General features: G+C 54.0%; 1 protein-coding gene. It reads left to right on the plus strand.

Annotation, left to right across the window (positions count from 1 at the left end):
- A complete protein-coding gene (locus Pla52nx_RS22350) occupies nucleotides 1-26,979 on the plus strand; it encodes a LamG-like jellyroll fold domain-containing protein (RefSeq protein WP_197454994.1) in 26,979 nt (8,992 codons plus the stop codon).
- Nucleotides 26,980-27,000: the final 21 nt, after the last annotated feature.

Consider the following 27,000-nt stretch of genomic DNA (forward strand, 5'->3'; position numbering starts at 1 on the left):
GTGCGTATTCTTCCCAAGCGTTTTCGCAACAGCAAGCAAAAAACCATCTGGCGTGTAAAACAGCGGCGGCGGCAACTTGTCGAGACGCTTGAGCAACGCCAACTCTTGGCGGCAGGGATCAATCCCGTCGTCGTCATTCCAGGATTTGCCGGTACGTTTGCTGACGTGGTGCAACTGAGCGGTGATTTAATAGCTGAGCCAGCTTTGTCTGATCGGCTAGACGAATGGTACTCCACCAAGGGCCTTCCTCCAGACAAGCTCGCGTTGGAGCCACACGGTCAGGTTTATCAGAACATCGTTCAAACGCTAGAGAACGTGGGTTACGTTCCCGGCCAGTCGTTGTTTGTGACGACGTGGGATTGGAGAGTTCCTGTTGCTCCGGTTGACGGAACCCTGGATGGCTCGCTTTCGGCCACGTATGGCGAGATCACGGATGCGACGTTTGATACGGGCTTGGATTATTTGGCGTATACGCTGCAGGCAGTCAAAGCTGCCAATCCGACGGCGACTGCTGTTGATTTGATCACGCATAGTACGGGTGGCTTGATCGCTCGCAGTTATCTGCAGAGTGCGGCGTACGGGCAAAACGATTTGCTGCCCGTTGGCAACTTGGTCATGGCGGGTGTGCCCAACCGTGGCGTGACAGAGACGTGGAACCTGTCGCTGGACGACTGGGCAGGATCGGCCGCGTCACGAGCGGCAGCACGATTGGTAGACCAAGCTTACAGTCGGCTGCAAGACACGGCGAATTTTCCATTTGGGGTTCTTGGCCCAGATCCAAACTCAACTGCCGATGACATCACGAACACCGCCATCGATAAGCAGGATTTTGCTCAACAGTATGTCGGCGCAATGCGGGGGCTGCTGCCCGAGTACGCTGCGGTTGACTTGGATAATAACGGTACGTTGATACAGGTGACTGCGGCTGACGAGACGGGAACTGGGTTGTTCAACGATCTGTTGATGGATTTGAACTTCAGCGGCAACACGTACATCAACAACACGGTCAGCACATCCGTTGTGTACAGCACAGAAGTCGCTACCAAGGATCGGCTGGTCAAGCAAGCGGGGCCGACAGGAACGTTCCTTGACAACGAGATCTTGCCGTTCAGTGAGTTCATCGGACATACGCCTGGACCGGCGGAGGTTTGGTATCAGGACATCGAGACCACAGCGGGCGGTGACGGAACGGTTCCCTCCATCTCCTCGATCGGGCCGTTTGTTGGCGACTCCAACCCAAAGCTCAACTTGGTCGAGATCTCGGCTGCATTGGCAACCGGCGGTGGCGATCCCATCGCACACCCCGATCTGGTCATCAACGAGTACTCACAAACACAAATTGTGAATGCGATCGGTGCGACCGCAGGAATTGGAGACATCGAAACGGGCCTGAAACTCAGCAAGGCTCAAACAGTTGCCCGTGCTCTGGCGCTTGGCATCATCGATTATGAAGCCTTGTTTCAAGAATTGAAGCTAACGGCCAGCGACATCGTGACCTTCATCAGCCAATTGGGCGAATCGCTTGAATCGCTCGCTGGCAAGCTGGACGTTCCAGGCGGGATCCCGTTCGTCGATGAAGCGATCACCGCTGTGGCCAGCTTTGCCGACCAAACCACGACGCTTTCCAGGAAACTCTACAACAACGCACAGATTGTCGGCGACGGCGACATCACCGCAGTCGACGGGAAACTCTCGGCGGACATGAGTTTCGTGGTGCGTCTTGATAGTGACGATCCGGTGTCGGTCACCGTCTTGGCATCCAGTACGAACGATAATGCCTCCATCGATGATCTATACGTCGACATCAACGCAGCCTTGGTTGCGGCCGCACTGGACTCGCGAGTCATCGCCGAACGACCGACCGGCATGGATGCTGACAAGCTATCGATACGAACTGTGGATCCCTCTCAAGCAACGACGATCGATGTCAGCACGCTACAGGTGACTGGCAAAGGGCCGGCGCCCAGCAGTGGACGATTGGGCGAAGACGCCCATTTGTCATTCATCATCGGCACCAAGAATTTGGACGTGGCGGTTGAAGTGGACGTTACCGTGACCGCCGAATCCACCGCATCGAATACCCGCTTGAAAGATCTCGTTGTCGATATCAACGCAGCGATGGGAGTCGACATCGGCGATGGTACGCTGCTCAATGAGCTGGTCATTGCCACCGTCGTCGGCGAAGGGATCAGATTCGCCGCCGTCGATAGCACGGCCGAGTCGGTCAAGATCAGCGGCGGAGTGGCGTTGGGGTTTGACTCCTCGCAAGACGTGGACGACAACCCCGCGTCCGGCGAATTGGGTCTTGGCAGCTCCCAGTCTGCGATCGCAGAACTTGCGATCACTGGAATCCCCGATCTTGTCGAGCTCCTTAACACGATCATGCCGATCCAAACGACACTCGGGTATGATGATATCAATCATCGAGTGACGTTTAATCTGAATCTCGCAGAGACGTACAATGAGTCAATTGATTTGGATTTCTCCGAAGCGATTGATCTCGGTTTTGCGGATTTGAATCTTGCCGGCGGCGCCAATGCGAGCTTCGAAGTCGCCGCAGGAATCAATTTGACCGTCGGCGTTGACCTGATTCGCGCAGGAGCGGGTGGAACCGTCGATGGCAACACATTGTTGACCTCGCTTCGAGATAGCGTTGCGTTCAAGGTTGGTGTGACATCGACAAATGTCGCGGACTCAAGTGCCGGCACTCTGACGATCTCAGTGAAGAAGTTTTCGCAAGCCGCCCAAAATGTGAATGTGACACTCGATGCGGCAACGGTGGGCGACAATTTCACAACCGAAGATTTGGCGTTTGATATCAGCGACGCGTTTGCATCGTTGGGGCATGCGATTCGCGCTGAAATCAACGATGATGATAAGCTCGTTTTGATTTCCGAAGATGCCGAGATCAATCAGTTGACGATCACATCGTCAGCGTTCGGATTCACGGGGGCTGAAGTCAGTGATCAGGCGGACTTGGTGGTCTCGCTGGCCGATGGCACGACGTATGACATCATTCTTGATGGCGATGAAACACTCGGTGATGTGAGGACCAGCATCGAATCGACGGTCGGGGCGGCGAGAGTTGCCGTCACCTTCGTCGGTGATCAGATTCAAATCGAGGACTTGACGACGCAGGTCGACGATAACCGACTGATGATTGCTGCGGCGTCAAATTCATTCGGCGCCAGTTCGGCGGGCGCCGGACTGAAGATCCTGGGCAACACCGCATTGGAGGACTCGACAGAGACGGACTCGTTTAATGAAAGAACAACGATCCTCGGCGACAACCTCCTGCTGGGGTCGCTCCTGGACCAATTCTTCATTGACACCACAAACAGTTCTATTTTTGCCAACGCGACGATCGACGCGGCTGACATTGACCTGACCGCATCGGTGGGGCTTTTAGAACTGGGAGTCGTCGATGGTTACTTTGGGGACGCGGCCCCTCATTCGACAGGATTCTCGATCGCCGCAGGGATTGATCTTCCCGATAACGGCGACGGCGACGGATTACTGCGTTTGAGCGACTTTGGTAGAGACGGTTTGAATAGTGCTTTGACAGCCTTGGCACCCACCTTCACCTACGGTGGTACCGCCCAATTCCCACTCAGCATTCCGCTTTTGCCAACCGAGGCACCGACGATCACGTTGACGCTGCAGAGTGATCCAAACGATCTGTTGCGTCCCCAATTTGATATCAGCGCTCCCAATGTAAATGACCTGATCGGCGACTTCAAAAACCTTTCGCTATCCGATATCGCAGGCATGCTGCGCCAGGTCATCGATTTGCTCCGCGACAGTGAAATTGATGGTTTGAACACGGACATTCCTGTGATCAACCAAACACCAAACGAGCTGCTTGGTTTCACCGATGGAATTCTGGCGGTTGCTGACAAACTGCTGGCCGGTCCAGATGTCGAGACCCTGAAAGGCCTCAGTGATCGACTGGCAGAACAAATCGACTTCACCAGCGGATCACCCAGTCAGCTTCGGCAACTCAGTGACGCGTTCGCACGAGTCAACCACGCAATCGATCCCGTACACACGTACGAGTTGCAGGTCACCGACGGAGCGATGAATGTCTATCGAACCACCATGCTGTCGAGTTCAGCCAACGCGATCGAAATCCAAGCTGCGATCGACGCCGCGATCGGAGCACCGGGCCAAGTGACCGTGATCGGGAAATCAGGCGGGCCGCTAACGTTCACGTTCAACAATTCGCTTGGCAACGTTTCGCTTTCGGCGTCCAGTGTGTCAGGTTTGACGACGCAGTTTGAAACCAAAACTCCCGGTGTGACGGGTTCGACCGAGGCAGTGATCGGTGCCGAATTCGTGACGACTGCGGGGCTCGCGACTGCCTTGTTGAGTCTCGATTCGACGCTCACAGAGCTAGAGGGCTCTGGAGTCAACGTCACCGCGCTCACTGCGATCGTGGATCAAATGTCGGGCAGCGTGATTTCGACAGCCAACTTAAGTGCGTTCCTGACCGAACTCTTGCAATCGGAACTGGGGCTGCCTGTGGCGGTCGTTGTGTCGTTTATCGATGCGGACCTGAATGCAACAGGCAATCAAAACACGATCAAGTTGGAATTGGATATCAATCCGACGGTCACGCGAAATGTCGGTTTCGATTTGGCGCTCGATGACTTTGGGCCGGTGACCGTTGGATCCTCAGGCAACATTGATGTTACCTTCGGCGGCAATATCGATTTGGATTTAGGATTCAATTTCTCGACTTTAACGCCTTACGTGTTCGACAGCACGAGTTTTGCACTAACCGCTGCAATCGATTCGGCGCTCGATGTCACCGCGACCATCGGCGGCTTTGAAGCTGGACTGGATGGCACCGTGAAGTTGCATCAGGTGGGCGATCCGCTCAGTCCGGCCAGCATCACCGTGTCGATCGATCAGGGGCTGACACCTTCGGATGCCAACACAATTGGAGCAATCCCGATCGGACAGTTTTTTAGTGGCGGATTGGCCAACACATTTGATTTCGCAATCGATGGTGAAATCACAGCGGACTTTGACGCTTATTTGGCGGGTGTGAATATCACCGACGCGATCCAAGTCGACTTTCAGATGGCAGATGCGTTGACGGACGGTGTGCCGACGTTCGACTACGCCAAATTGACCACTGGCGTGAACGATTACCTGGCCAGCTTGACCGACCTGAGTAGCATGAGCTTGGATCAATTGATCGCAGGGACTCGCACCGTGCTGACGACGATTGAATCGGGTCTGACATCGGACTTGCTGAGCAATTTGCCTTTGATCGGTGACGGAATCGACATGAGCGCCAGCTTTGTCGGTGAACTGCAGTCGATGGTTGATCAATTCGAGACGTTGGTCGATTCGTCCGACGATAGCGTCGATGCGTTGGTCGGCGAGATTCAGTCATTGATCTACGACGCACTCGGTCCGCTGGGTGCGAACATGCTGAAGTTGAATCCGCTGTTTCATGACGATCCGGCACAATCCAATTCCATCGAAGTCGCCGACTATCGTGACGTCGAAGTTTCGATCACCGACTTCGCCACCACCGCTCCGGCGGACATGGAATTCTCGGTCAATTTGCAGTTGGCCGGTCGCGACGTGATCGATGCCGACTTTGATTTGGGTTTGGATGCGGTCCTCTTTGAGTTTGAAACGGCTGGCGGCGTGGAACTTTCGTGGGACTACGACTTCAACTTTGGTTTCGGAATCAATCTCCAGAACGGTTTCTTTTTTCAACTGAACGAAAACACCAACTTTGATTCGACCGGATTCGACGATGGCACGGGCGGAACGCCAGAGATCACGTTGGGCGCTCAGGTGAACCTGAAACCCGGGACATCGCTCAAGGGCGAGTTGTTCTTTCTGAATTTGATTGCCGAAAGTAATCCGATTGAAGATTACAACTCCAACGGGGTTCTGGATGCAGATCTGAACGAAGCGGTGGACGGGATCGATTACAACCGCGACGGTGACATGAACGACGTGCTTTCCGAATCGGACAGCAACGGTGATGGCCGACTCTCACGCGGAACGGGTTTCAGCGGTGAGATCTTTATCGACGTCAATAACCCTGACAATGATGTCGACAACCGACTCTCGTTTGGTGAACTGCGTGGATCGGCGCCGCTGTTTACTGCTGGCATTCGCACAGAGGCCTTTGTTGATTTGGCATTATCGGCTGACACCGATGCGGGAAGCGATCTACCAAAGCTGAGCACTGACTTGACCGTCGATTGGGGACTCAGCTACAGCACCAGCGAAGGCCTGGTCAGTGGGACCCCCGAAGTCGCTTTCCATGATGTGTCTTTGGACCTTGGTAGTTTCTTTGAATCGATAGCGGGGCCGGCGTTTGAAGTCTTTGAACAATACATCGAGCCCGCGCGGCCGGTGATCGACTTTCTACGCTCCGAGGTCCCTGGCTTTAGCGATCTCTCTGTAGAAACCGGCGGACCGAGGATCACGTTCCTGGATCTTGGTGCCTATGCAGGCGGACTGGGCGGTCGCGTTGCAGATGCGAAGAAGGTGCTCGACACGATCTCCGGGATTCTGGATGCGGTCGATGAGATCAAAGGATTTGCCGGAGCCGATGGAATGGTCATCAATTTTGGTGATTTCCTGCTGACCGGTGGCACGACCAGCGACGTGACAGGGGAAAGCATCGGCAGCAACCCTACCGCAAACGACGTTTTGACACTGGCCAATGCAGCGAAAGCTGGTTCGGTCACGGTCAGGGCAGCCGGCGTGGTGCTTGGGGCTACGGACTATCGGGTGGTCCATAGCATGTCTGGTAACACACCAACGACGCTGATCAAGTTTTTGAAGGAGAAGGCTGGGGCGATCACCATTGATTATTCACACACCACTGGCAAGATCGACGTTACCGATGCGACCACGCAAGTGACTGTACAGGCTGGGAGTTCGTCGCAAATATCGACCGGTTCCGGCGGTGGAATTTCAAACGATGTCTTCAGTCAAGTCGACAGCTCGAGCGGGTCATCGAACAACAAGGCCAACACCACGAGCAAACTAAAGAAGCTTAGCCGGTCGGCCACCAGCGGCGGTCACGGACTCTCTATTCCGATCCTGTCGAATCCGATCAACGCGTTCAAACTATTGACCGGCGAAACGGTCGACTTGATTCAGTGGGAGATTCCAGAACTCGATCTCAGCCTGCCATTTGAATACAGGTTTGGACCACTCGGCCCCACACCGATCTTTGCCAAGGTAGGTGCGACTCTGGCGGCCAAGCTCGAGTTTTCGATCGGGTTTGACACACGTGGGATTGCACAAACAGGCAATTTTCTGGACGGACTCTATTTTGGTGACCTTGAAAACGTTTCCAGCGGAGATGACGTCGATGAAGTCGAATTCAGCTTGACGCTGCGAGCCGGCGCGGGAATCGATCTTGGTCTTGCCAGCGTCTATCTGGTGGGCGGCGTCAAAGGCGATCTCGCCTTCAATTGGAACGACCTCGACGGAGATGGAAAGCTTTACTTTGATGAGCTGGCAGCTTTGGCCAAGATCAACGCAGTACCCGACCTTTCCTTTCTAGACGGTCTCCTTACACCAGAGGAGATCGCTAGGATTCGGGAGGAACAATCCGTTCCCGGCATGTGTATCTTTGACACGCATGGCGGATTGAATGCGCAGCTTGGTATCGAATGGGACGTCACGCTGGATTCGGGCTACATCTCGATCATCGATGAAAACATCTTTAGCTTCAACTACACTTGCGGAGACAGCATTGAGTTAGCGACGCACAATCGGTCGGACAAGACGCTTGTGTTGAACGCGGGACCCAACGCTGCCCAGCGGATGCCCGGCAGTGTTGATGACGATGAGGTCTTTGGTGTCCGTCAAGTCGATGTCGACGGTGTGCCGTCGATTGCGGTGGATTGGGACTGGGTCATTGATTCTGAAACCACGGCCAAGCTCACTCGATATTATCCGGTCTCTGAAGTCGAGGAAATTCGCTTCGATGGCGGTGCAGGAAACGATGTCTTCATTGTGGACTCCAATGTCGACTCTGGCATTTCCATCACGTTGATCGGCGGTGTCGGCAATGACATTCTGACGGGCCACAATGGCGAGAACATTTTCGTCGGCGGCGCAGGAGATGATAGGATCACAGGCGGTAGCGGCAATGACACTTACCTGTTTGAAAACAACTGGGGCAGGGACAAGATCCAGGATGTCGACGGCGATCGTGACGCCTTCGACTTTAGCGCTGTTACAGCAAACTTGACGGTCACGCTGGGCAGCATCAGTGTTTCAGACGGTGGCTCTGTCAACACCGTCTTTGATCCCAACGGCGCACTGGTAGAAGGCATCGAGTCGATGGTGGCAGGTATCGGCAACGATACATTGATCTTGAATGAAGCTACTGGTACAGCGCGGCTGTGGACCATTGATTCGGTTGGCGGCGGCAATATCGACGAAGAGTTCTACTTTCAGCGATTTGAAAACCTGACGGCTGGTTCTCAAAACGATACGTTTGCATTCACAGGCGGCAACGTTGCTGGTCTGATCAGTGGTGGGACCGGGACCGATGTCCTGAGTTACGCTGCTGCACCCGGTGCCGTCGAGGTCAACCGCCAAACATCCACCGCCACTTCATTGGGCAGCTATGCGGGGATAGAGCAGGTCATCGGCAGCTCAGCCAGTGACACGTTGACGGGCGCGAATGTAGACGCGACCTGGAACGTGACCGGAGCTGATCAGGGCAACATCGACGGTGCTTTCCAGTTTCAGCGTTTCGAGAATCTGACCGGTGGCGATGCCGATGATACTTTCGTCGTGTCTGCCACTGGCTCAATCAGCGGCAAACTACGTGGCACGACGACTTTGAATCACGTCGATGCGGACAAGCTCGATTTGTCCGCTAAAGAGACGACGTTGACCGCGACGGTTCAAGGCGTCAATCGTGGCTTGGTCTCGGGAGGCGCGAGTGTTGACTTTGCCAGCGTTGAAAGTCTGACGGGCGGATCTGCGAACGATCATTTCGTGATCCAGCCCCTGGCTGGCTTGAACGGAACGTTGGACGGTGGCCTCGGTCTGGAGGACCACTTGGACTACAGCGGGTGGATCTCAAGCGTTACGGTAAATTTTAATTCTGGAGCACTGAATTCCGGTCAATCGTACGGTGGATCGGTTGCCGGAATCGAACATGTCACGGGTGGTGGCGCTGGTGACATCCTCACCGGTAGGTCGTCCGACAACAATCGCATCCTTGGCCTGGGTGGTGCCGACACGATCGATGGCATGGGAGGCGATAACGTTTTGATCGGCGACCGAGCAATCATCACGCTGGCGTCGATCACGACTGAGTCTTTGCCAGGTGACGGCAGGGATGACATCTCAGCTGGTGATGGGCGGAATATTATCCTGGCTGGTAGCGGAGACGACAAAGTGACCGTGGGCAACGGCGACAACCGCGTGATGGGCGATCACGGTGTTGTCACGCTTTCGGGCGGTTTCGTCGTCGACATGGAAAGTTCACTTCTGAGTGGTGGTGACGACTGGATCACCTTTGGTGGCGGGAATAATTTGGTCATCGGTGGCGATGGCAGCGACCGGATTACGGTGGGCTCCACAGGAACGACGGGCCGAAACGTGATCCTCGGCGATCGTGGCTCCATCGATCGTTTAGGTGCGAACACATCATCGGCGATCAGCGAACCGACGGTCGGTGCCGGATCGGACATCATCACAACCGGCGATGGCGTCGATGCCATCATCGGCGGTGGCAAAAGCGACACGATCAACGGTGGTGACGGCAATAATTATGTCTTGGGCGATGACGGCACCATCTTGTTCGCCGCAGGCTTGCCGGTCAATTCATCATTGACTCCATCGGTCTTCGATGGCCACGACAACATCACAACCGGTGCCGGTCGCGATTTGATCTTCACCGGAAATGGCGAAAATACCGTGTTGGCTGGCGATGGCATGGATGACGTCCTCGGTGGCAGCGGTATCGATGACATCGACGGTCAAGGCGGCAACGACTGGTTGGTCGGTTTGTTGGGCAATGACAAGATCAAAGGTGGCGTAGGTAACGATGTGCTCTTTGGCGGACTGCCTCTTGGAACACGCGCCGACTATGACGACACCGGTGACTTCACCACTCCATTGGAAGTCCAAGCGGTCGAATCACTGTACTCAACCGACAGCGATCCCGGGGAGTTTGGCCGAGCCAATGTGGCTGGAGGCAATGATGACAACTATGTGTTCACAACCCTGATCACACCAATCATTGTCGCCGGCGTTTCGATTGATGGAACTGCCGGTGATGGTCGCGATGTTTTGGAAGGTGGTGATGACAACGATATTCTCTTTGGTGGCGCTGACGCGGACGATTTGCGGGGCGGCAGCGGTGTCGATTACTTGGACGCAGGTGCGGGACCGGATACCGCTGACGGTGAAGCCGGCGACGATGTGGTTCGTGGTGGCGAAGGCGGTGACGAGCTGCACGGCGGCGACGGCATTGATCAACTGATCGGCGACGGCGGCGACGACGAACTTCACGGGGAGTCTCGCCCCGGAAATCAGACCGGACAACGCTTGTTCGGCGGTCCCGGGCGTGACACGTTGTACGCGTTTGAGGGGACGGCCAATGTGCCGGGCGATCAATTGTTTGGCGATGCGGGCGGCGACTTCTTGTATGGTGCCGGACAGTTTGAAGTTTTGATCGGTGGCAGCGGCAACGACTATGTCATTGGCCTCGGAGGCGCTGACCTCCTGATGGGCGGTGGTGGCGAAGACCAACTCTTCGGCGGCGATGGCAACGATGAGATCTGGGGCGGCGCCGGAACTGACTATATCGACGGGCAATCTGGCGCCGACGTGCAATACGGCGGCAGTGGGATCGACTTGTTTATCTTGCCCACCACGGTCACTGGCGCAGACACCATCGACGGTCATTTCGGCAACGCGAGCGAGGGGGACATTGCCGACGACAACGCGACCGATATTCTGGCGATCGATGGAACGACGGGTAACGACACCATTCTGATTGGCGAACAAGGCGGTCAAGCGTCCGTGCGTTACAACGGCATTGCCATCCCGGTCAACATGCTCGACGCCAACGGAAATCTGCTGATCGAACAGTTCCGTATCGCTGGTCTGGCCGGCAATGACACCATCGGTTTCTACACGGAGTTGGCGATTCAGTCAGGGGCGATCGGGGTGGTCAGTGGCCTCAATCCAATTGACCTCTCTGCTCTTTCCGATCGTTCACGTGACTTTGTCGGCGTCTTCGATGGCAACAGCGGAAACGATAAGCTCATCGGTAGTGACGGGCGGGACCGTCTCAGCGGCGGGATCGGCAGCGACACACTGTTTGGATTCCGTGGTGATGACCGTCTGTGGGGCGATGAAGGAGGCGGGCTGACCGGTGACCGCGACATCCTGTTTGCCGGAGGCGGCAACGATGACTTGATCGGCGGACAGGGCACGAATCAACTTTATGCGTGGACATTCGATCCATCCAGTGGAAACCAGTTCGGATTGTTTGTCGATGGAAGGGGAGATTTGGCCACCGACGATGGTGATTTAGATGACGACGGGGTACTGGATGCCGATGAAGCGTCGCCGACAGGGCCGTACCGACAGCCCTACAGTCAGGAAGTCACTGGGCTGAACCGAATTCTCGGTAGCGCCAACGATGACGAACTGTACGGCGGCACGACACTAGATTTCATGTACGGTAACGGCGGCGACGATACATTGTTCCGCGCTGACGGAACAACGTTTGAGTCTTCCGACGGCGGCGTCGCTGGTGAGCAGTGGAAAGACTACGCGAAAGAGTCTGATCAAGTTTGGTACATCGGTGGCAGCAACGCGTCGGATCAGATCAATGTGGATTTTGTGACTGAGCCAGGCTTTTTGACCGATCACCACTTGATCACCCGCCTTACCGACAACAACGGGAACTTCAGTTTCAGCGCCCAAGTTCGACTGGATTTCACGGCGACCGATAGCGAAGGCAACGCGGTGTGGAGTGCTAGAGACTTGCAGTTCAAACTCGATCAATTGCTCAGCGAATCCGATCCGGAGTCGCGCGGAGAAACGCTTGAAGACATCGCGACCGCCGCAACGCAATTCACGGACTCAGAGTTAATCGCTCAAATCCTGCCACCGGAAGGCGACTTCCTGGTGATTCTGATCGATGCACTTGGGGGCAACGATAGCATCACGGTGGGACCAACCGTACAGAAAACCGTTTGGATCGACGCAGGTGCAGGCGATGACATCGTTGACATCCGCAGCGGTAACGCGATCTTGGTGGATCGAGCAGAGAATTCATTAGGCTCAACTGGTTTGCGGGCTCGCAACGATGTGCCTGAGCAGGCGTTTCGGCTCGTTGAATCCAACGGCAGCATCGACCAATCGTTCGACGGACATGACCTGTCCGATGGCGTGGTAACGTTCACCGGCTTGACGATGGACAATCCGAGCGACGTCGACTGGTACTCGTTCACGCTGTCGAATCCGACCACAACATCCAGCAGAATCGAATTGGCCAGCGGGTCACCGATCGACGAACTGGGGCTTGAACTGTTCCGGCAGGATTCCGCGTCCAATCTGCCGCTGAGCGAGTCCAACCTGATCAAGCTGCAAACGGGAACTGCGAACGGAAACTCGTCCGAAATTGACCTCCAATATCAAGTCCGGGGTCGATACATTCGAATTCGTAATAACGGTACGGCAAGTCGTGAATTGCATCTGGGTGAACTAGAAGTCTTCGCTCCCGGCGTGACCCCGGCGGCAGGATACGATCCGACAAATGACTTGGCTCTCACCTCGTTGGGTGCCCATGTGGAGTCTTTCACGAGTTCGATTCTCCACGGAAATGCGACGAGCGTTCTGGATGGCGACAGCGAAGCAGGAGCAGCGGTCTTTACTCTACGGCCTGCGGTTGCGAACGAAATCGTTGTCGATTTAGGACAATCCATGGACATCGGCACCATTCGGCTGTGGCAGCGAAGTGACAATGGTGGTACACAGCATCGACTGTCTGATTTCAGCGTGTCCGTTCTCACCGACGGCGGTGATGAACCTGGTGTCGTCGCGCAAGACTTTAGCCACCCAGGGCAAGTCCCCGATTTCTCCAACTCCGCTGTCAGCGACACGAACAGGGTTTTAGAAGCGGGCGTGGAATACTTGCTGAAAGTGACCAGTCCAAATGTCGTGCCGACGATTTATGACTTGCGCTTCAATCTGGACGGTCTGAGCGAATCGGAGATCGATACGAACGACAATCTGCTATCGATAAGCATGTCATTACGATCAGATACCGAGCGGCGTGATGTGATTCTGGGGGGCACCGGCAATGACATTCTCAGTGGCGGTGCTGGCGAAGACTGGATCTTTGGCAACGAGGGCAACGACGTTTTGACGGGTGGTCAAGACCGCAACGCGAGTGACCTGCTGTTCGGTGGCCCAGGCGATGACACGTTCCAGATCATCCCCGATGCGTTGCCCTTGCTGGGCAATCAACGGGGAACGAACTTCGACCCTGCAACCGAAACCTACCTGCCCACCTTCAGCGAACAGCTCATTGGCGGCGAGGGGACCGACCGCGTGCTGTATCTGGGTGGCGATGTCGACCGTCGTGGATTCGATGTGCCGGACTACGTCTCGATGCGCTACAACACCGGGCTGCATCGATACGAGTTCACGAGTTTGGTTTGGGATATTGGTTTGCAAGAGTACCGAACAAAAACGGACTCATCGGGTCGAACGGTATACGAACAACAGTTCATGTATTTTCAAACCCGCGACGTCGAGCAGACACATTTCTTGCTCGAGAATGGTGATGACGTTGTACGTTTGGATTCCGGTTTCCAATTCTTGCCGCTCGACGGAACGTTTGATGCCGGACGGTACGAAGAGTGGGGTATGGATCGAGGCGATTTCGAGCAAGGTGCGTTTGAGTCCATTTTCATTGACGGCGGAGCTGGCGACGACTTCATCTTCGGCAGTCCCACCTCCGACGTGATCACAGGCGGACCTGGCGACGATTACATCGTCGGCGGATTAGGAAACGACGAAATTGATGGGGAAGGTGGCGCCGATGAGATCTACGGCAACCGTCCGAACCCCGCTCAACCAGTTGATCCTGCCTACCCATTTGCACCAACGATTCCTAGCGATTTCCCGCAAACCAGCACTTTCGAACCGGAGCTTTTCAATCCCAAGTTCACGGTTCCAAATTTCACCACACCAACACTATCAGACTCAGGAATTGATATTCGTTCGACTGGTGAAGTCAGTGTTTCTAATTCATTTCAACTTCAAAACTCATCCGTCTCTGGCAACCTAACCAGCGTCATTCCGATTGGTGATTTCAATGGAGACGGCAACGACGATTTCATGGTTAACAGCGCAAGTATAAGCTACCTACTGTTCGAACCACTCAGTCTCCAGAATGTGCTGACGGTTTCGATGGAAGCCAACGTCATCATCCCGCATTCGGTATTTGGTGTTCCTGCACTTCGTAGTGCCGATGTCAATGGTGACGGCTTGTCCGACTTGGCTTTCATTCAAAGCCTGTCTGGTGATACGGAGATTACGGTCGTTTCCGGGTTTGAATCGCAAGACACTCGAAATTGGTCGAACTGGACACCGACAGATATTAACAATCACGTTTTATCCAAAGTCTCGTTTCGCGATGTCTACCTAGGTGGCGCAAGCAACGTTTCCGTGGAACTGGTTGATTTTGTAGAGGAATCTGGAACGCAACTTGCGGACTTATTTGTCAAGGCAAACGATGCGAGTTTGACGTTGATGGACCTTGTCGATGATCAGATGATTGCATTTGTATTCTCCGGGAGTGATCTTAGTTCCAAGTCGAATCTCGGCATCATGGACCGAGTAGGCACGATCACGACGCAGTCAAACTCGCTATCTGCACTCACTTTAGTGGGCAACCACGATGGGTCTCGCGGAACATCGACGCTAGTCGCTGACAATCAACTCATCAATCGATACACGGGTGTGCAAAGTGCTGTCGTACAAAGCACGAACCCAGTCCCTCAAGCTTGGGTGCCGGGCATCGATTTCCAAATCACGCTTGAAGTATGTGAGGATGGAGATGCGTTCCCAAATTCCGGTATGTGCCTTGCTGGAGGCGATGACAACTTCGGGTACCCAGAAGACGAGCGAATCAATCTGTTTGAAAGTCCGAATCCCGATCCATATCAAGTTCTGTTAGAGACGCTTGAAGAGCATGCTTTCAATGATTACATCAACCTAACGCGGAACAACTCTATTTACACGTTTGAGACGATTGAGAAGCGGCCGAACGTGTCATTGAAGGTTACCGAAGCCTTCTCCTCAGCACTTGGTTTTACAAGTGGGCAAACGAACGATGGGCCCCCTGTTTATCCTGTATTTCCTTACCGTTGGGTTGTAGCTCAGCGGCCCTTTACACCAATCGCTGGAGAAGTGCTGTTTGAAATTGTAGGACTCGGAGGCCACATCGCCGTCAACGTTACCAATTCATCGACAATTGATAGTGTCATCAGCTTCCTCAATACAGAAATTGATACTCGCTTGGGAGGCTCCGAATATTTCGTTTCAAAGAGCATGGTAAATGGACAGGAGCATCTTGTCGTACTTCAAAATACTGAATACTCGAACGAATTGCGTGTTAGCAAAGATCAAGTCAACACGTCAAGCTATTTTGGATATCCAAACCTCATTGATGAGAACCCCGACGGATTCTGGCGTGAAGGAAACGGCATCAATCAGGGAATTTCACAGTTTGGTGCGCCGATTCTTGCGAATGACGATGTGCTCTACATTATCCAGGAGGCTCAGACTCACGATGGAGTGGTCGACCGACCGGTGGATTTGGGCGATCTGAACGGAGACGGCTATGGTGACATTGGCCTAATCCGAGACGATCGGATTCACTTGTTTTATGGTTCCAGCGACGCGTTGAGTGAGCAGCTTAATGTATCGCAAGATGACTTAACGTTCGATTTAACCGGCACCTCCATCCTCGATGTCGTTGGAGGAGATTTCAACGCCGATGGTAAACGCGATATAGCGGTAAGTTTTACGCCGAACGGTGAAACGGATTCCAAGGTATCACTTTTCTTCGATGTGGCAAACCTTGGTGTTACAGTGCGCCCATCGGATGCACGAATGACATTAGTGGGCGAGTCAACCGGAGACGGTTTTGGAGTTCTCTCACCCGTTGGTGATTTAAATGCTGATGGAATCGATGATTTGGTAGTTGCGGCTCCGTTAGGAAGTCTCGGCGGTCGCCTTTACGTTATTTACGGAGCAGCATCCGCGCGCATCGATATTCCTTCGCAGTACGATGTTTTGGAGAACTTCAACGTCTCAGGCAGCGGGTCGTTTGTTGTTGATCGAGGCCATGGTCAAGCCGAGGTTTTCGACGACGGTGGTGAGCCATTTGAGATCGAAGCAGGCGACTCAGAACGCTGGTTCCAATTCACGACCCTCGGAGATGGGCAACCAGGCGATCTCATACGCTTGAACTCGAATGTTCGCGCGGATCTTGTGGATGAGTCGGGCCGATTGATCACCGAAAGCCAAACCATCATCGACTTGCGTTCGATTGAGGCTGGAACCTACTACCTACGTGTCAAACCATTTTTAAACGCCTCTCTGAACTATGATGCGGCCAACGCCAACGACGGTTCCCTGACGGTTTGGGAGAGTGGGAATCCGGTGTTTGACGCGAGTCTCGATCCGAGCGTTACGCTGGATACGAATGTGGTCAGTTCTAGCGGAATCACACAAGCTTATCGATTCAATGGCACTGGTGGGGCTGCCATTCCAAGCTTGCAAACCGCGAATGCGAACCCAGCCAGTGCGACTGCGGCATGGGAAGTGTGGTTCAGACCATCTGCTGTAACGGGGAAGCAAGTCCTGTTTGAGTCAGGACGAGGAGGCCTTGGGGGTCGTGGTGTATCCTTGACGCTGGATGGTGATAGGCTCGTTTTTGCTATACAAGATTTCGTTGATGGTTTTCCGAACGATCCAGTTCTTGCGACGCTGCAGTCTCTACCAATCGGCACCAGCGAGTTTACAAAGGCCCTGGCGGTTTACGAAAATCTCACGCCCACGAGCGGGATCATTTCTCTCTATATCGACGGCGAATTGGCCGATGCGCCGACGCTTGTGGAAATTGGGAACTGGTCAGGCAATAACGGCGCCGGCATTGGTCAAGCAAACTCACCCTCGCTCGGTGGGCTGCCAAACAGCTCCGGGTATGTGCCATTTGACGGGCACATCGCAGCGGTTCGATTCTACGAAACGGCAGACACGGGGCTTTTGCCTGCAGAATTCACGGTAGAATTCGACGCGCCGATTCGTGGACAACAACAGATCATAGAAACCGATGCCAGTCCTGATCGCGACATTCTTCGCGGCGGTGATGGCAATGACATCATTGTTGGCAATCACGGACTCGATCGATTTTTTGGCGGCAGTGGCGTTGATGTGATCACTGCGGAAGCGATCGAGGTTCGTGATGGTGATTTGGCGGATGTCGCACTGACGCCTGTGCCGGTCCCAGAACTCGTGCAAGGCAATACACCGTTACAGCTAGATCCAGTGATCATCGATGCTGACGCAATTCTGTCGGCTGGCGTGATGGAATTGCAGGCCGCGATCGCCACCCAGCTTGGACAGGCGGTGACAACATCGGCGACAGGCTTGCCGCGGGTGCACCGAGACATCCGAGCCAGTGAGCTTGAACAGTTAACATCACTCTTTGCTTCTGCACGCGGGATTCATGACCTTTCGATGTTGCGATTTATGCCAAATCTTGAAGTGCTAGATTTGAGTGGCAATGCAATTACCGAGGATGAGCTACACCATATTGCGCAGCTAAAGAAGCTTCGCAGCTTGGATCTGTCTGACACGAACATTGATCCCACGTCACAGCGTACACTCGACATCATTTCAGGCTTGCCGCTACTCGAAATGCTACATTTGCCTAACGGAGTTCCTGCGTCGTTCCCCATTTCAAGAAACCTTTCCGGGACCACCCAGGCCCGAAGTGCTCAAACGGCGGACATCGACGGTGACGGTGACTTGGACCTGGTCACCGCGTTTCAGTTGGGCAACACGGTTGCTTGGCATGAAAACAATGGTAATCAAAGCTTTACGATTCACCCAATTTCCACAACTGCGGATTCCGCGCAGGACGTTGCTACTGCAGATGTCGATGGCGATGGCGATTTGGATGTCGTCAGCGCGTCCTTTGATGATGACACCATTGCGTGGTACGAGAACAATGGAAGCCAATCATTTACGTTCCATGCAATCAGTACAACCGCCGATGGAGCGAGGAGTGTACAAACGGGAGATTTGGACGGTGACGGCGATATCGATGTACTCAGCGCTTCACAGAACGATAACAAAATCGCGTGGTATGAGAATGTTGGTAACCAATCATTTCAACTCCATCTGATTACTACGTCTGCCAACGGGGCACACAGTGTTCACACGGCCGACGTTGACGGCGACGGTGATTTAGATGTACTGAGCGCATCCCGTTTTGATAATACGATCGCATGGTACAAGAACGACGGATCTGGGTCGTTCACCTCTCACGTAATCACAACCTCTGCGAACGATGCACGAGCCGTTCATTCGGCCGACCTTGACGGTGATGGAGACATAGATATCCTCAGTGCGTCATATTTGGACGATACCATCGCATGGTATGAAAACGACGGAAGCGAGTCGTTTACCCTACATGTAATTAGCAATAACCAAGATGGTGCGATCGACGTCAACACCGCAGATATCGATGGCGACGGAGATCTGGATGTATTTAGCGCTTCAGAAAATGATGATACGATTGCGTGGTTCGAGAACAATGGTAACAAATCATTCACTGCGCGTCTGGTCACCAACTTGGCCGACCGTGCGCAGAGCGTACATCTTGCGGACATCGACGATGACGGCGATGCGGATGTTCTCATCGCTTCACTCTCCGGTTTCTCGTTAGTTTGGCATGAGAACGAGAATCAACCGTCCCCTGTGAATCTAGTTGTCAACGAAGGACAAACAATTGATGTTTACGGGACGTTGTTTAAAGCTAGCGACAATGGATCTGTGCCTTTGGTGGGGACATCCATCAACGGAACTGCGGTGGATACGCCCGTGTTCGTGCAGAACGTTGCTCCGACAATTTCAGCCCCTGTGATCACGAGTGCAACTGAAGGGCAGGTGATTAGTTTTGGTCCGGTATTGAGAGGCTCATTTAGCGAGACTTGGTACTCGGGGACGTTTAACGATGACAGTCTGAATCCGATTGATCCGGTGACCAATCCCACAAGCTTGTTGAACCAGACACCTGTCCTTACGCAGATCTTGGATGAGCCGATGGATTGGGATCGTGCCGGTTTATCTTTCCGCGGCGGAGGTCTAGGAAACAGTTTCTTTGCCGCTGCTTTCATTGGAACGCTCGTGGTTGACGCTGCTGGATCAGGGGCTGCGTTGGAAGCAGGCGATATCACGTTTGGGGCGAGAAGTGATGACGCCACTTTCATCTACGTTGATACCAATCGCGATGGAAAGTTTGACACGTCCGAGATCGTTGTTGACAACGGTGGTACTCACGGCTTGCAAGATCGTGTCGGCAGCATCAATTTGGATGAGGGTAGATACGGGATCGCGATCGCCTACTACCAGGGCGGAGGAGGTGCTGGACTGACAGTCCGATATGCGCAAGGCCTGGTTCCACAAGCAGACTTTGGCAGCATGACGATCATCGATCCGTCAGACGTCGGGCAGTATTCGCTATGGAATCGGACCGACATCGATGTGCTTATCGATGGCAATACGATAGGAACCATCAAGATCTCCGATCCAGGATTGCTGGACGTTCCCGACTTGGTGGTCACCGCTAGCATCACCGATCCGTCTGGGCAGACGACCAGCTTGATCCCTCATGCCGCTGAATTTGACGACGAAGCGCTGCAACTGTCCAATGTCGTGCTTGATGGCGCGACAAACTACACAACGACATTTTGGTTGAAGACGACGAAGACTGGCATTCAGTCAATCGTTAGTGGCGCGAACAAGACGCAAGCGAATGAGTTCTACGTCTATTTTTTGAATAGCACGACCTTTCGATTGCTTGAGAAAGGTAGTCTGGTAGCCCAGTGGAGCGGCTTGAATGACATTGCCGATGGTCAATATCGACATTTTGCCGTCGTCAGAAACCTAGACCAGAGCAGTGTCGAGCTCTACATCGATGGGGTGTCACAAGGGACGATGTCGGAACCGACAAGGTCGCCTCTCAACATCGATCCAGGCGGACTTTTTGTCGGTAGTGACCAAGACAGCCTGGCAGGAGGCTTCGATTCGTCACAATCGCTGCAGGGTTCGCTAGACGATTTGACGATCTGGAACCGTGCTCTCACACCCGATGAGATCGCAGGAATCCGCGACGGCGACATCGACACCTCCGACAATAATATGCGGTTGTATTTGCCCTTTGATGAAGGTGCCGGAGTCGTTGCCGCTGATCGAGGGCCGCTGGGCGTCGACGCTACGATTTCGACGATGCACGTCAGCGACGACTTTCTGGCAGAGTACCGATTTGACAACGGCACGGCAGATGACACAGCGAGCAACAACCATGGCACATTGTCGGGGAATGCCACGATCCTCAGCGACTCCGCGCGTCCCGGAATGGTGGTCGAGTTGGATGGCGTAAGTGGCTATGTCGATCTGCCAAACTCGATCTTGAATCCCGCCGAAGGTGCCGTGTCAGCTTGGTTCAAATTGGACAATTCGCCTACTGGAACTGAGTACATATTCGGCAACCAGAATGGTGCGGGTGGAGATCGCGTTTACCTTTTTGTCAACGCATCGAATCAGTTTGGAGCCCGCTTGGATGACAGCCCCAGCTTCGGCTTCGCAACTGTCTCGCCTGGAACTTGGAATCACGCGTTGTTGGTTTGGCGAACGGATGGCATCGGGGAATTGTTCCTGAACGGTCAAAGCGTGGGGACGACTTCTGGATTGACGTTTAGTGCGGGAATGCAAGATAGAGTGAACATTGGCAGTCGAGATACGAAGAACAGTTTCTTCGATGGCCGCATCGATGACGTTCGAGTATTTGATCACGCGGTAAGTCCAGAGTTTGTTCTGCAGCCGATCCATTGGACGGGTGACTCGCCGTCGGCGAGGAAGGCGTTGTTGTTCGACGATCATGTCTTGGAATTACCGAACACGGCGCTCGACGGAGTCGGTGATTTTACAACTGCGGTTTGGGTAAAGCCCAGTGCAGCGACGAAGCAGACCATCCTTAGCGGTGCCAAGTCAAACACGATTGCGGGTCCAAATGAATTCGTTCTGGTCGCGTATGATTCAACACGAATTCTCTCCGTCATTGGAAACACGGTGCGTCCCTGGACCGTGCCTTCGATGAATGACAACGTTTATCATCACATTGCACTGACTCGAACTGTTGCAACCAATACTCTGGAGCTGTTCGTTGATGGCGTCTCTATGGGGACCAAATCTGACACGACAGGTCCACTGACGATTGTCCCCGGAGGTTTGATTGTCGGACAGGATCAAGACAACATTGGCGGTGGTTTTCAACAAGACGAGGCGTTACGTGGCCCGATCGACGACTTGGCCATTTGGGATCGTGTGTTGACACCAACTGAGATTCGAGCGGCAAGCGTGGGGGGCATCAACACGCAGGATGCAAACCTACGGCTTTGGTATGACTTCGATCTTTTGGTCAATGGTTTGCCACAAGATCGCAGCGTGAATCGACGTCACGCCCTCGCCAATACCGCGAGTCCGACAAACGACAAGCGTCCGCTGTCGGACAGATCGTTTACCTTTCTCGACAACGGCACCTACACGCTGACGGTCACGGCCTCTGACGGAGATGGCGGATTTGATCGGTCGGAAACAACGATTGATGTTGGCAATGTTGCCCCGACAATCAAGGGGCTCAACACCAGCGATACCGGACCATATTTGCTTGGATCGCCAATGCATTTCGATGCACGCAACGTCTTGGATCCAGGGAAATTGGACGGACGCGATTATCTCTGGGAAGTCACCTCCAACAACGGGCAGCAGATCTTGGGAAAAAGTGCCCTTGAGTTCCAATTCACCCCCAACTACGCCGGTCTCTACACGGTGAAGTTGACGGTAACAGATTCAGACGGGTTCATGTCAGAGACCTTCAGTGAGGACTTCGCGGTTCAGCCGATGGCGATGATCACCGCTCCCAATGTGAATCCTATAGTCGGCACTCTGGTTGAATTCACATCCGAGCATTCCAGCCCGCTTGCTCCGGCCGGTCTGTCCCGCGGGAATGCGGCTGCACCCACTCGAAGCTATCGATGGGAAGTGCAATTGGCCGGACACACCGTTGCAACGGGTGATGATGAGAGTGTTCGATTCGTCCCGTTAAGAATCGGCACCTATTCGGTGACGCTGACAATCGACGACGAGTTTTCGGTGGGTGAAGTCCCATCGCACAGCGAGACGATCAGTGTCACCGTTGACGCGGCGCCCTCGTCGATTTCACTTTTCGGTCCGGCCGGACCACTTGCGGAAGGCGACGAAGTTGAACTGACCGTGGACGGCTTGCCAACACTTGGTGCATTCGACGCGAGAAACTATCTGTGGACGCTAGCACCGATCCCGATCGAAATCACAGAATCGAGTGATCCTGATACCTATCGATTCCTAGCCGGCGTCGACGGAGATTACGTTGCAATTGCAAGTGTCGTTGACCAGGTTTCAATGCAAGGCGACGAGGGCGTGTCCATACCGAGTGACCCAACGGCATTGTATCTGTTCGATTACGAAACGATCGACTGGTCCGGCAACGGCAATCATGGAACGATTAACGGAGGCGACTATCTGTTCAACAACGAGCGTTCAACTTTGGTCGCGGATTTGGATGGTGTCAATGAATTCGTGGATGTTCCCGATACCGTTCTCAATGCAAATTCAGGAACAGTTTCCGTTTGGTTCCGACCTACGGACTTGACTGGTATCAGATATATCTTCGCCAACCGAAACACCAGTGGAAACCGTGTCTACATCCGCCTGGACGGCTCGAATGTTAGTGGCAGACTCGATGATCAAGCAAGTTTTGGTAGCACCCCCGTCACACTCAATCAATGGCATCACGTGTTGTTGACGTGGCAGTCCAACGGAGACGGGGCTTTTTATGTCGATGGAGAACGCCGCGGATCGGTATCCGGCCTGACGTTGGATTCCAGTGTTCAGAACGACGTCACTTTCGGAAGCCATGCCGGAGGCGTAGAGCAGTTTTTCCAGGGTCAGCTCGATAACGCAGCGATTTATGACAAGGGATTCAACGACGCCCAAGCCAGAGCCATTTATCAGTCGGCTTGGTTCAAACGTGAAGCCACCTATTTTCCAGTCGTTTACAACGTAGCACCAAATGTCTTCGTTGATTCCGTTACCGGAATTGAGAACTCGCCCATCACGCTCAGTGGTAGTGTGACCGATGATGGCATCGACGATACGCACACTTATCATGTCAATTGGGGTGACGGAACATCGGATAGTTCGGGTAATGTCGTCTCCGGAACCTTCGATCCCAGTCACACTTTTCCGCAAAACGGGACGTACACGGTGACGGTGACGGTCACAGACAGTGACGCGGCGGCGACTCAGGTCACCACTCAAGTGGTCGTGCAAAACATTGATCCCGTCGCGGTGAGCGACACGGGATTTTCCACCGACGAAGACAACAAATTAACCGGGTTGTATCCCTCCTCGAATGACACGGATGCGGGTCCGAGCGATGCACTATCGGTGCAAAGCGTTGATGCGTTGTCGACACTGGGCGCGAGCGTGATTCTGGAGGGCAATGGCACAGTCACCTATGATCCAACGAGTTCAAAAGCACTCAATGTCTTGGCGGCTGGTCAATCGCAAACCGACACGTTTTCTTATGTCGTCAAAGACGATGACGGTGGCAAAGACACCGCCACGGTGACGATCACGGTCAATGGTGTTAACGATGCACCGGTGGCGATTCATGATGTGAAAAAGATTAACGAAGATGCGATCAGCGTCACAGGCAGTGTTGTTATCAACGATACCGATGTGGATAACGGTACCGTGCTGATGGTGCAAAGCATCGCTGAAGTGACCAGTGATGCTACCGACATCACAGGAATGTACGGAACACTCGACTGGAACAGCGACGGGACCTACACCTATACCCTGAACGCAGCCGCACAATCACTGAACGCAGGTCAAGTTGTCAAGGATGTCTTTGCTTACGTTGTCACCGACACTGCGTTGACCGACTCGTCTTTCTTGACGATCACGATCATTGGTGTCAACGATGCACCAATGGCGGTTGCCGATAGCGGCGATATCGACTTGGATGTCTCGGGCACGACCAAATCTTTGCTACGAAGCAACGACAGTGACGTCGATGACTCCTTTGTCGTAACCGCCATCAATGGGCAATCGGATAAGGTCAACAAGCTGTTTACATTGCCGTCCGGTGCACTGCTGCGAGTCAAAGCTGATGGCGAGTATGAATACAATCCGAACGGAGCGTTTGACTATTTGCCCAATGGAATCACCACTGACGACACGTTCACCTATACGATCACCGATGCCGCGGGAGCGACGACTACGACAAACGTGGTGATCAACGTGACCGGAAAGAATGATGCCCCCAAGGCGATCACATTGTCGAGTCTTTCCGTGACAGATTCTGCGGTCGCGAACACGATGGTGGCATTGGCTGCCGCGATCGACATCGACAATGGCGATACTCATGCATTTGCGATCGATCCTACGATGAACGGCAATGGTATCTTCGATATTGATGCCGCTGGGCATTTAATTGTCACACGCAACCTGACCCCAGCCGATCAGGATCGCTACACGATCAAACTGACCGCAACGGATGCCCTTGGCGGATCGATCGACCAAGCCTTCAACATTTCGGTCCTGCCTGCGCCCGTCGATCCCACACTAAGAGTGGATCTACCAACCATTTCCAGCACGAATCTGACGGTTCGTCGAAATGGCGGTAATGTAGAGGTGATCGACAATACTCATTCTGTCACGTTGTTTTCCCAGCCAATCGCCGCCACCGCGTCGTTAATGATCACAGGTGGAGAGAATCTGGATGAAGTCGTGACGTTGGACTACAGCTTTGGCGGTTTCTTTGACTTGTCCAGCAATATCGTATTCAACGCCGGCGGTGGAAACGATCATCTGATCATTCAAGGTGGCACATCCACCAACGCGACTTATGTGTCCAACAATACGGTACTGGGTAATGCCACCGTCATCGTCAGTGATGGCCCCGATACGATGCAAGTGCACTTCAGTGGCGTCGAGCCGCTCAGCTTGCTCGACATCAACCAATTGGATTTTGTCGGCACTTTGAAAGTCGGCGCGGACTTGCTAACGATCGGCAGTCCCAACCCCATCAACTTGCCATCAAGCATCGAAATGGCGGGCGGCACCATCCAGTCTAGCTCAATTGGTGTGCTGACCCTTGGCAATGGCGAAACAATCACTGGGCACGGACACATCGCGGGAAATTTCGCAGGACAAACCGGATCCAGCATTACAGCAACCGGTGATTTGAGCATCGGTAACACAGCATCCAATGCGGGATTCACTTCGGCTGGCGAAATCCGTGTCGGCGACCACATGGTGACGTTGTTGGATGCCAACCAAGCTGTACTGGGATCATTGACTGACCTCGGCAATGGGGCGAATCCCGGGACATTGTTCGCCGCCAACGGAGTCCTGCTCGATGCGGGCAACAATCTGACAGGATTCGGAACGCTCGACACTCCCAACGACATCGCGTTGCAATCGATGATCAACGGGGACATCACGGGTGAAAGCATGGCGAATCCGATCACGTTGCCCGGCTACTACAAGGGCGTCGGAAATCTGGACAATTTCAATCTCACCGGAACTTACAGTCCAGGATTCAGCCCGGCACAAGTAGTCAATGGCAACGCGGCTTATGCGGCGTCAGTCGACTTGATCTTTGAGTTGGGCGGCACCACGCCGGGTAGCAGCGGTTACGATCAGTTGCGGCACACCGGTTCGGTGTCGCTCGATGGTGATTTGGAGATCGATTTGATCAACGGCTTTGTGCCAGCGATTGGCGATTCGTTCTTGCTGATGACGGCCGATGGTGGCGTCACGGGAGAGTTCGCCAATGTGGATTTGCCGACGACGCCCGCCGGAACCGCTTGGCAACTTGTCATTGCAACCAACGAAGTCCGTTTGGACTTCGTCGCAGCCCCGCGTATCACCGAAGTACGGATCGGATCGACAGGTTGGAATCAGAATTTCCGAAACACCATCGATCCGCAGGGACAAGGGTTCCTGGTGTCGACCGGAGCGGGGCAGTTGTCCGACGTGCCCTTCACCAACGCCAATCAGATCTTCATCGAGTTTGACCAGCCGGTGTTCAACTCGACCGGCGGGGACCTACAGCCAATTGATTTTCAGTTGATCGGCTCACCGACGTTGGGAATCAATTACCAGATCAACACGGTGGATTTTGATGAGACGACGAACACCGCGATCCTGACGCTCAATGAATTCTTAACGAGCGACAAGCTGCTGTTGCACATCGCCAACGGGGCGATCACCAATGGGGATGGCGTCGCATTGGATGGTGCTTGGACGACGGGCAACACGGGTGCGTCCGGCGATGGTGGTGTCAATGGTCGGTTTGACTTCCGATTTGACGTCTTGCCGGGCAACGTCAACGACGACTTGTTGACCAACACCACGGACCTTTCCGTGGTACGAAGTCTGGGGACTCAATTGGCCGGGGTCACGCCTCAATTCAACCCGAGAGCGAACGTCAACGGTGACCTGTTGGTCAACACCACCGACCTGTCAGCCATCCGGGCGTTGGGGACTCGGTTCCTATTCAATCTGGCCGATCCGAACCTGCCGCCGGAGTGAGAGGAGGCTGAATCAACAGCA

It is taken from the genome of Stieleria varia (genome assembly GCF_038443385.1).
GTDB lineage: Bacteria > Planctomycetota > Planctomycetia > Pirellulales > Pirellulaceae > Stieleria > Stieleria varia.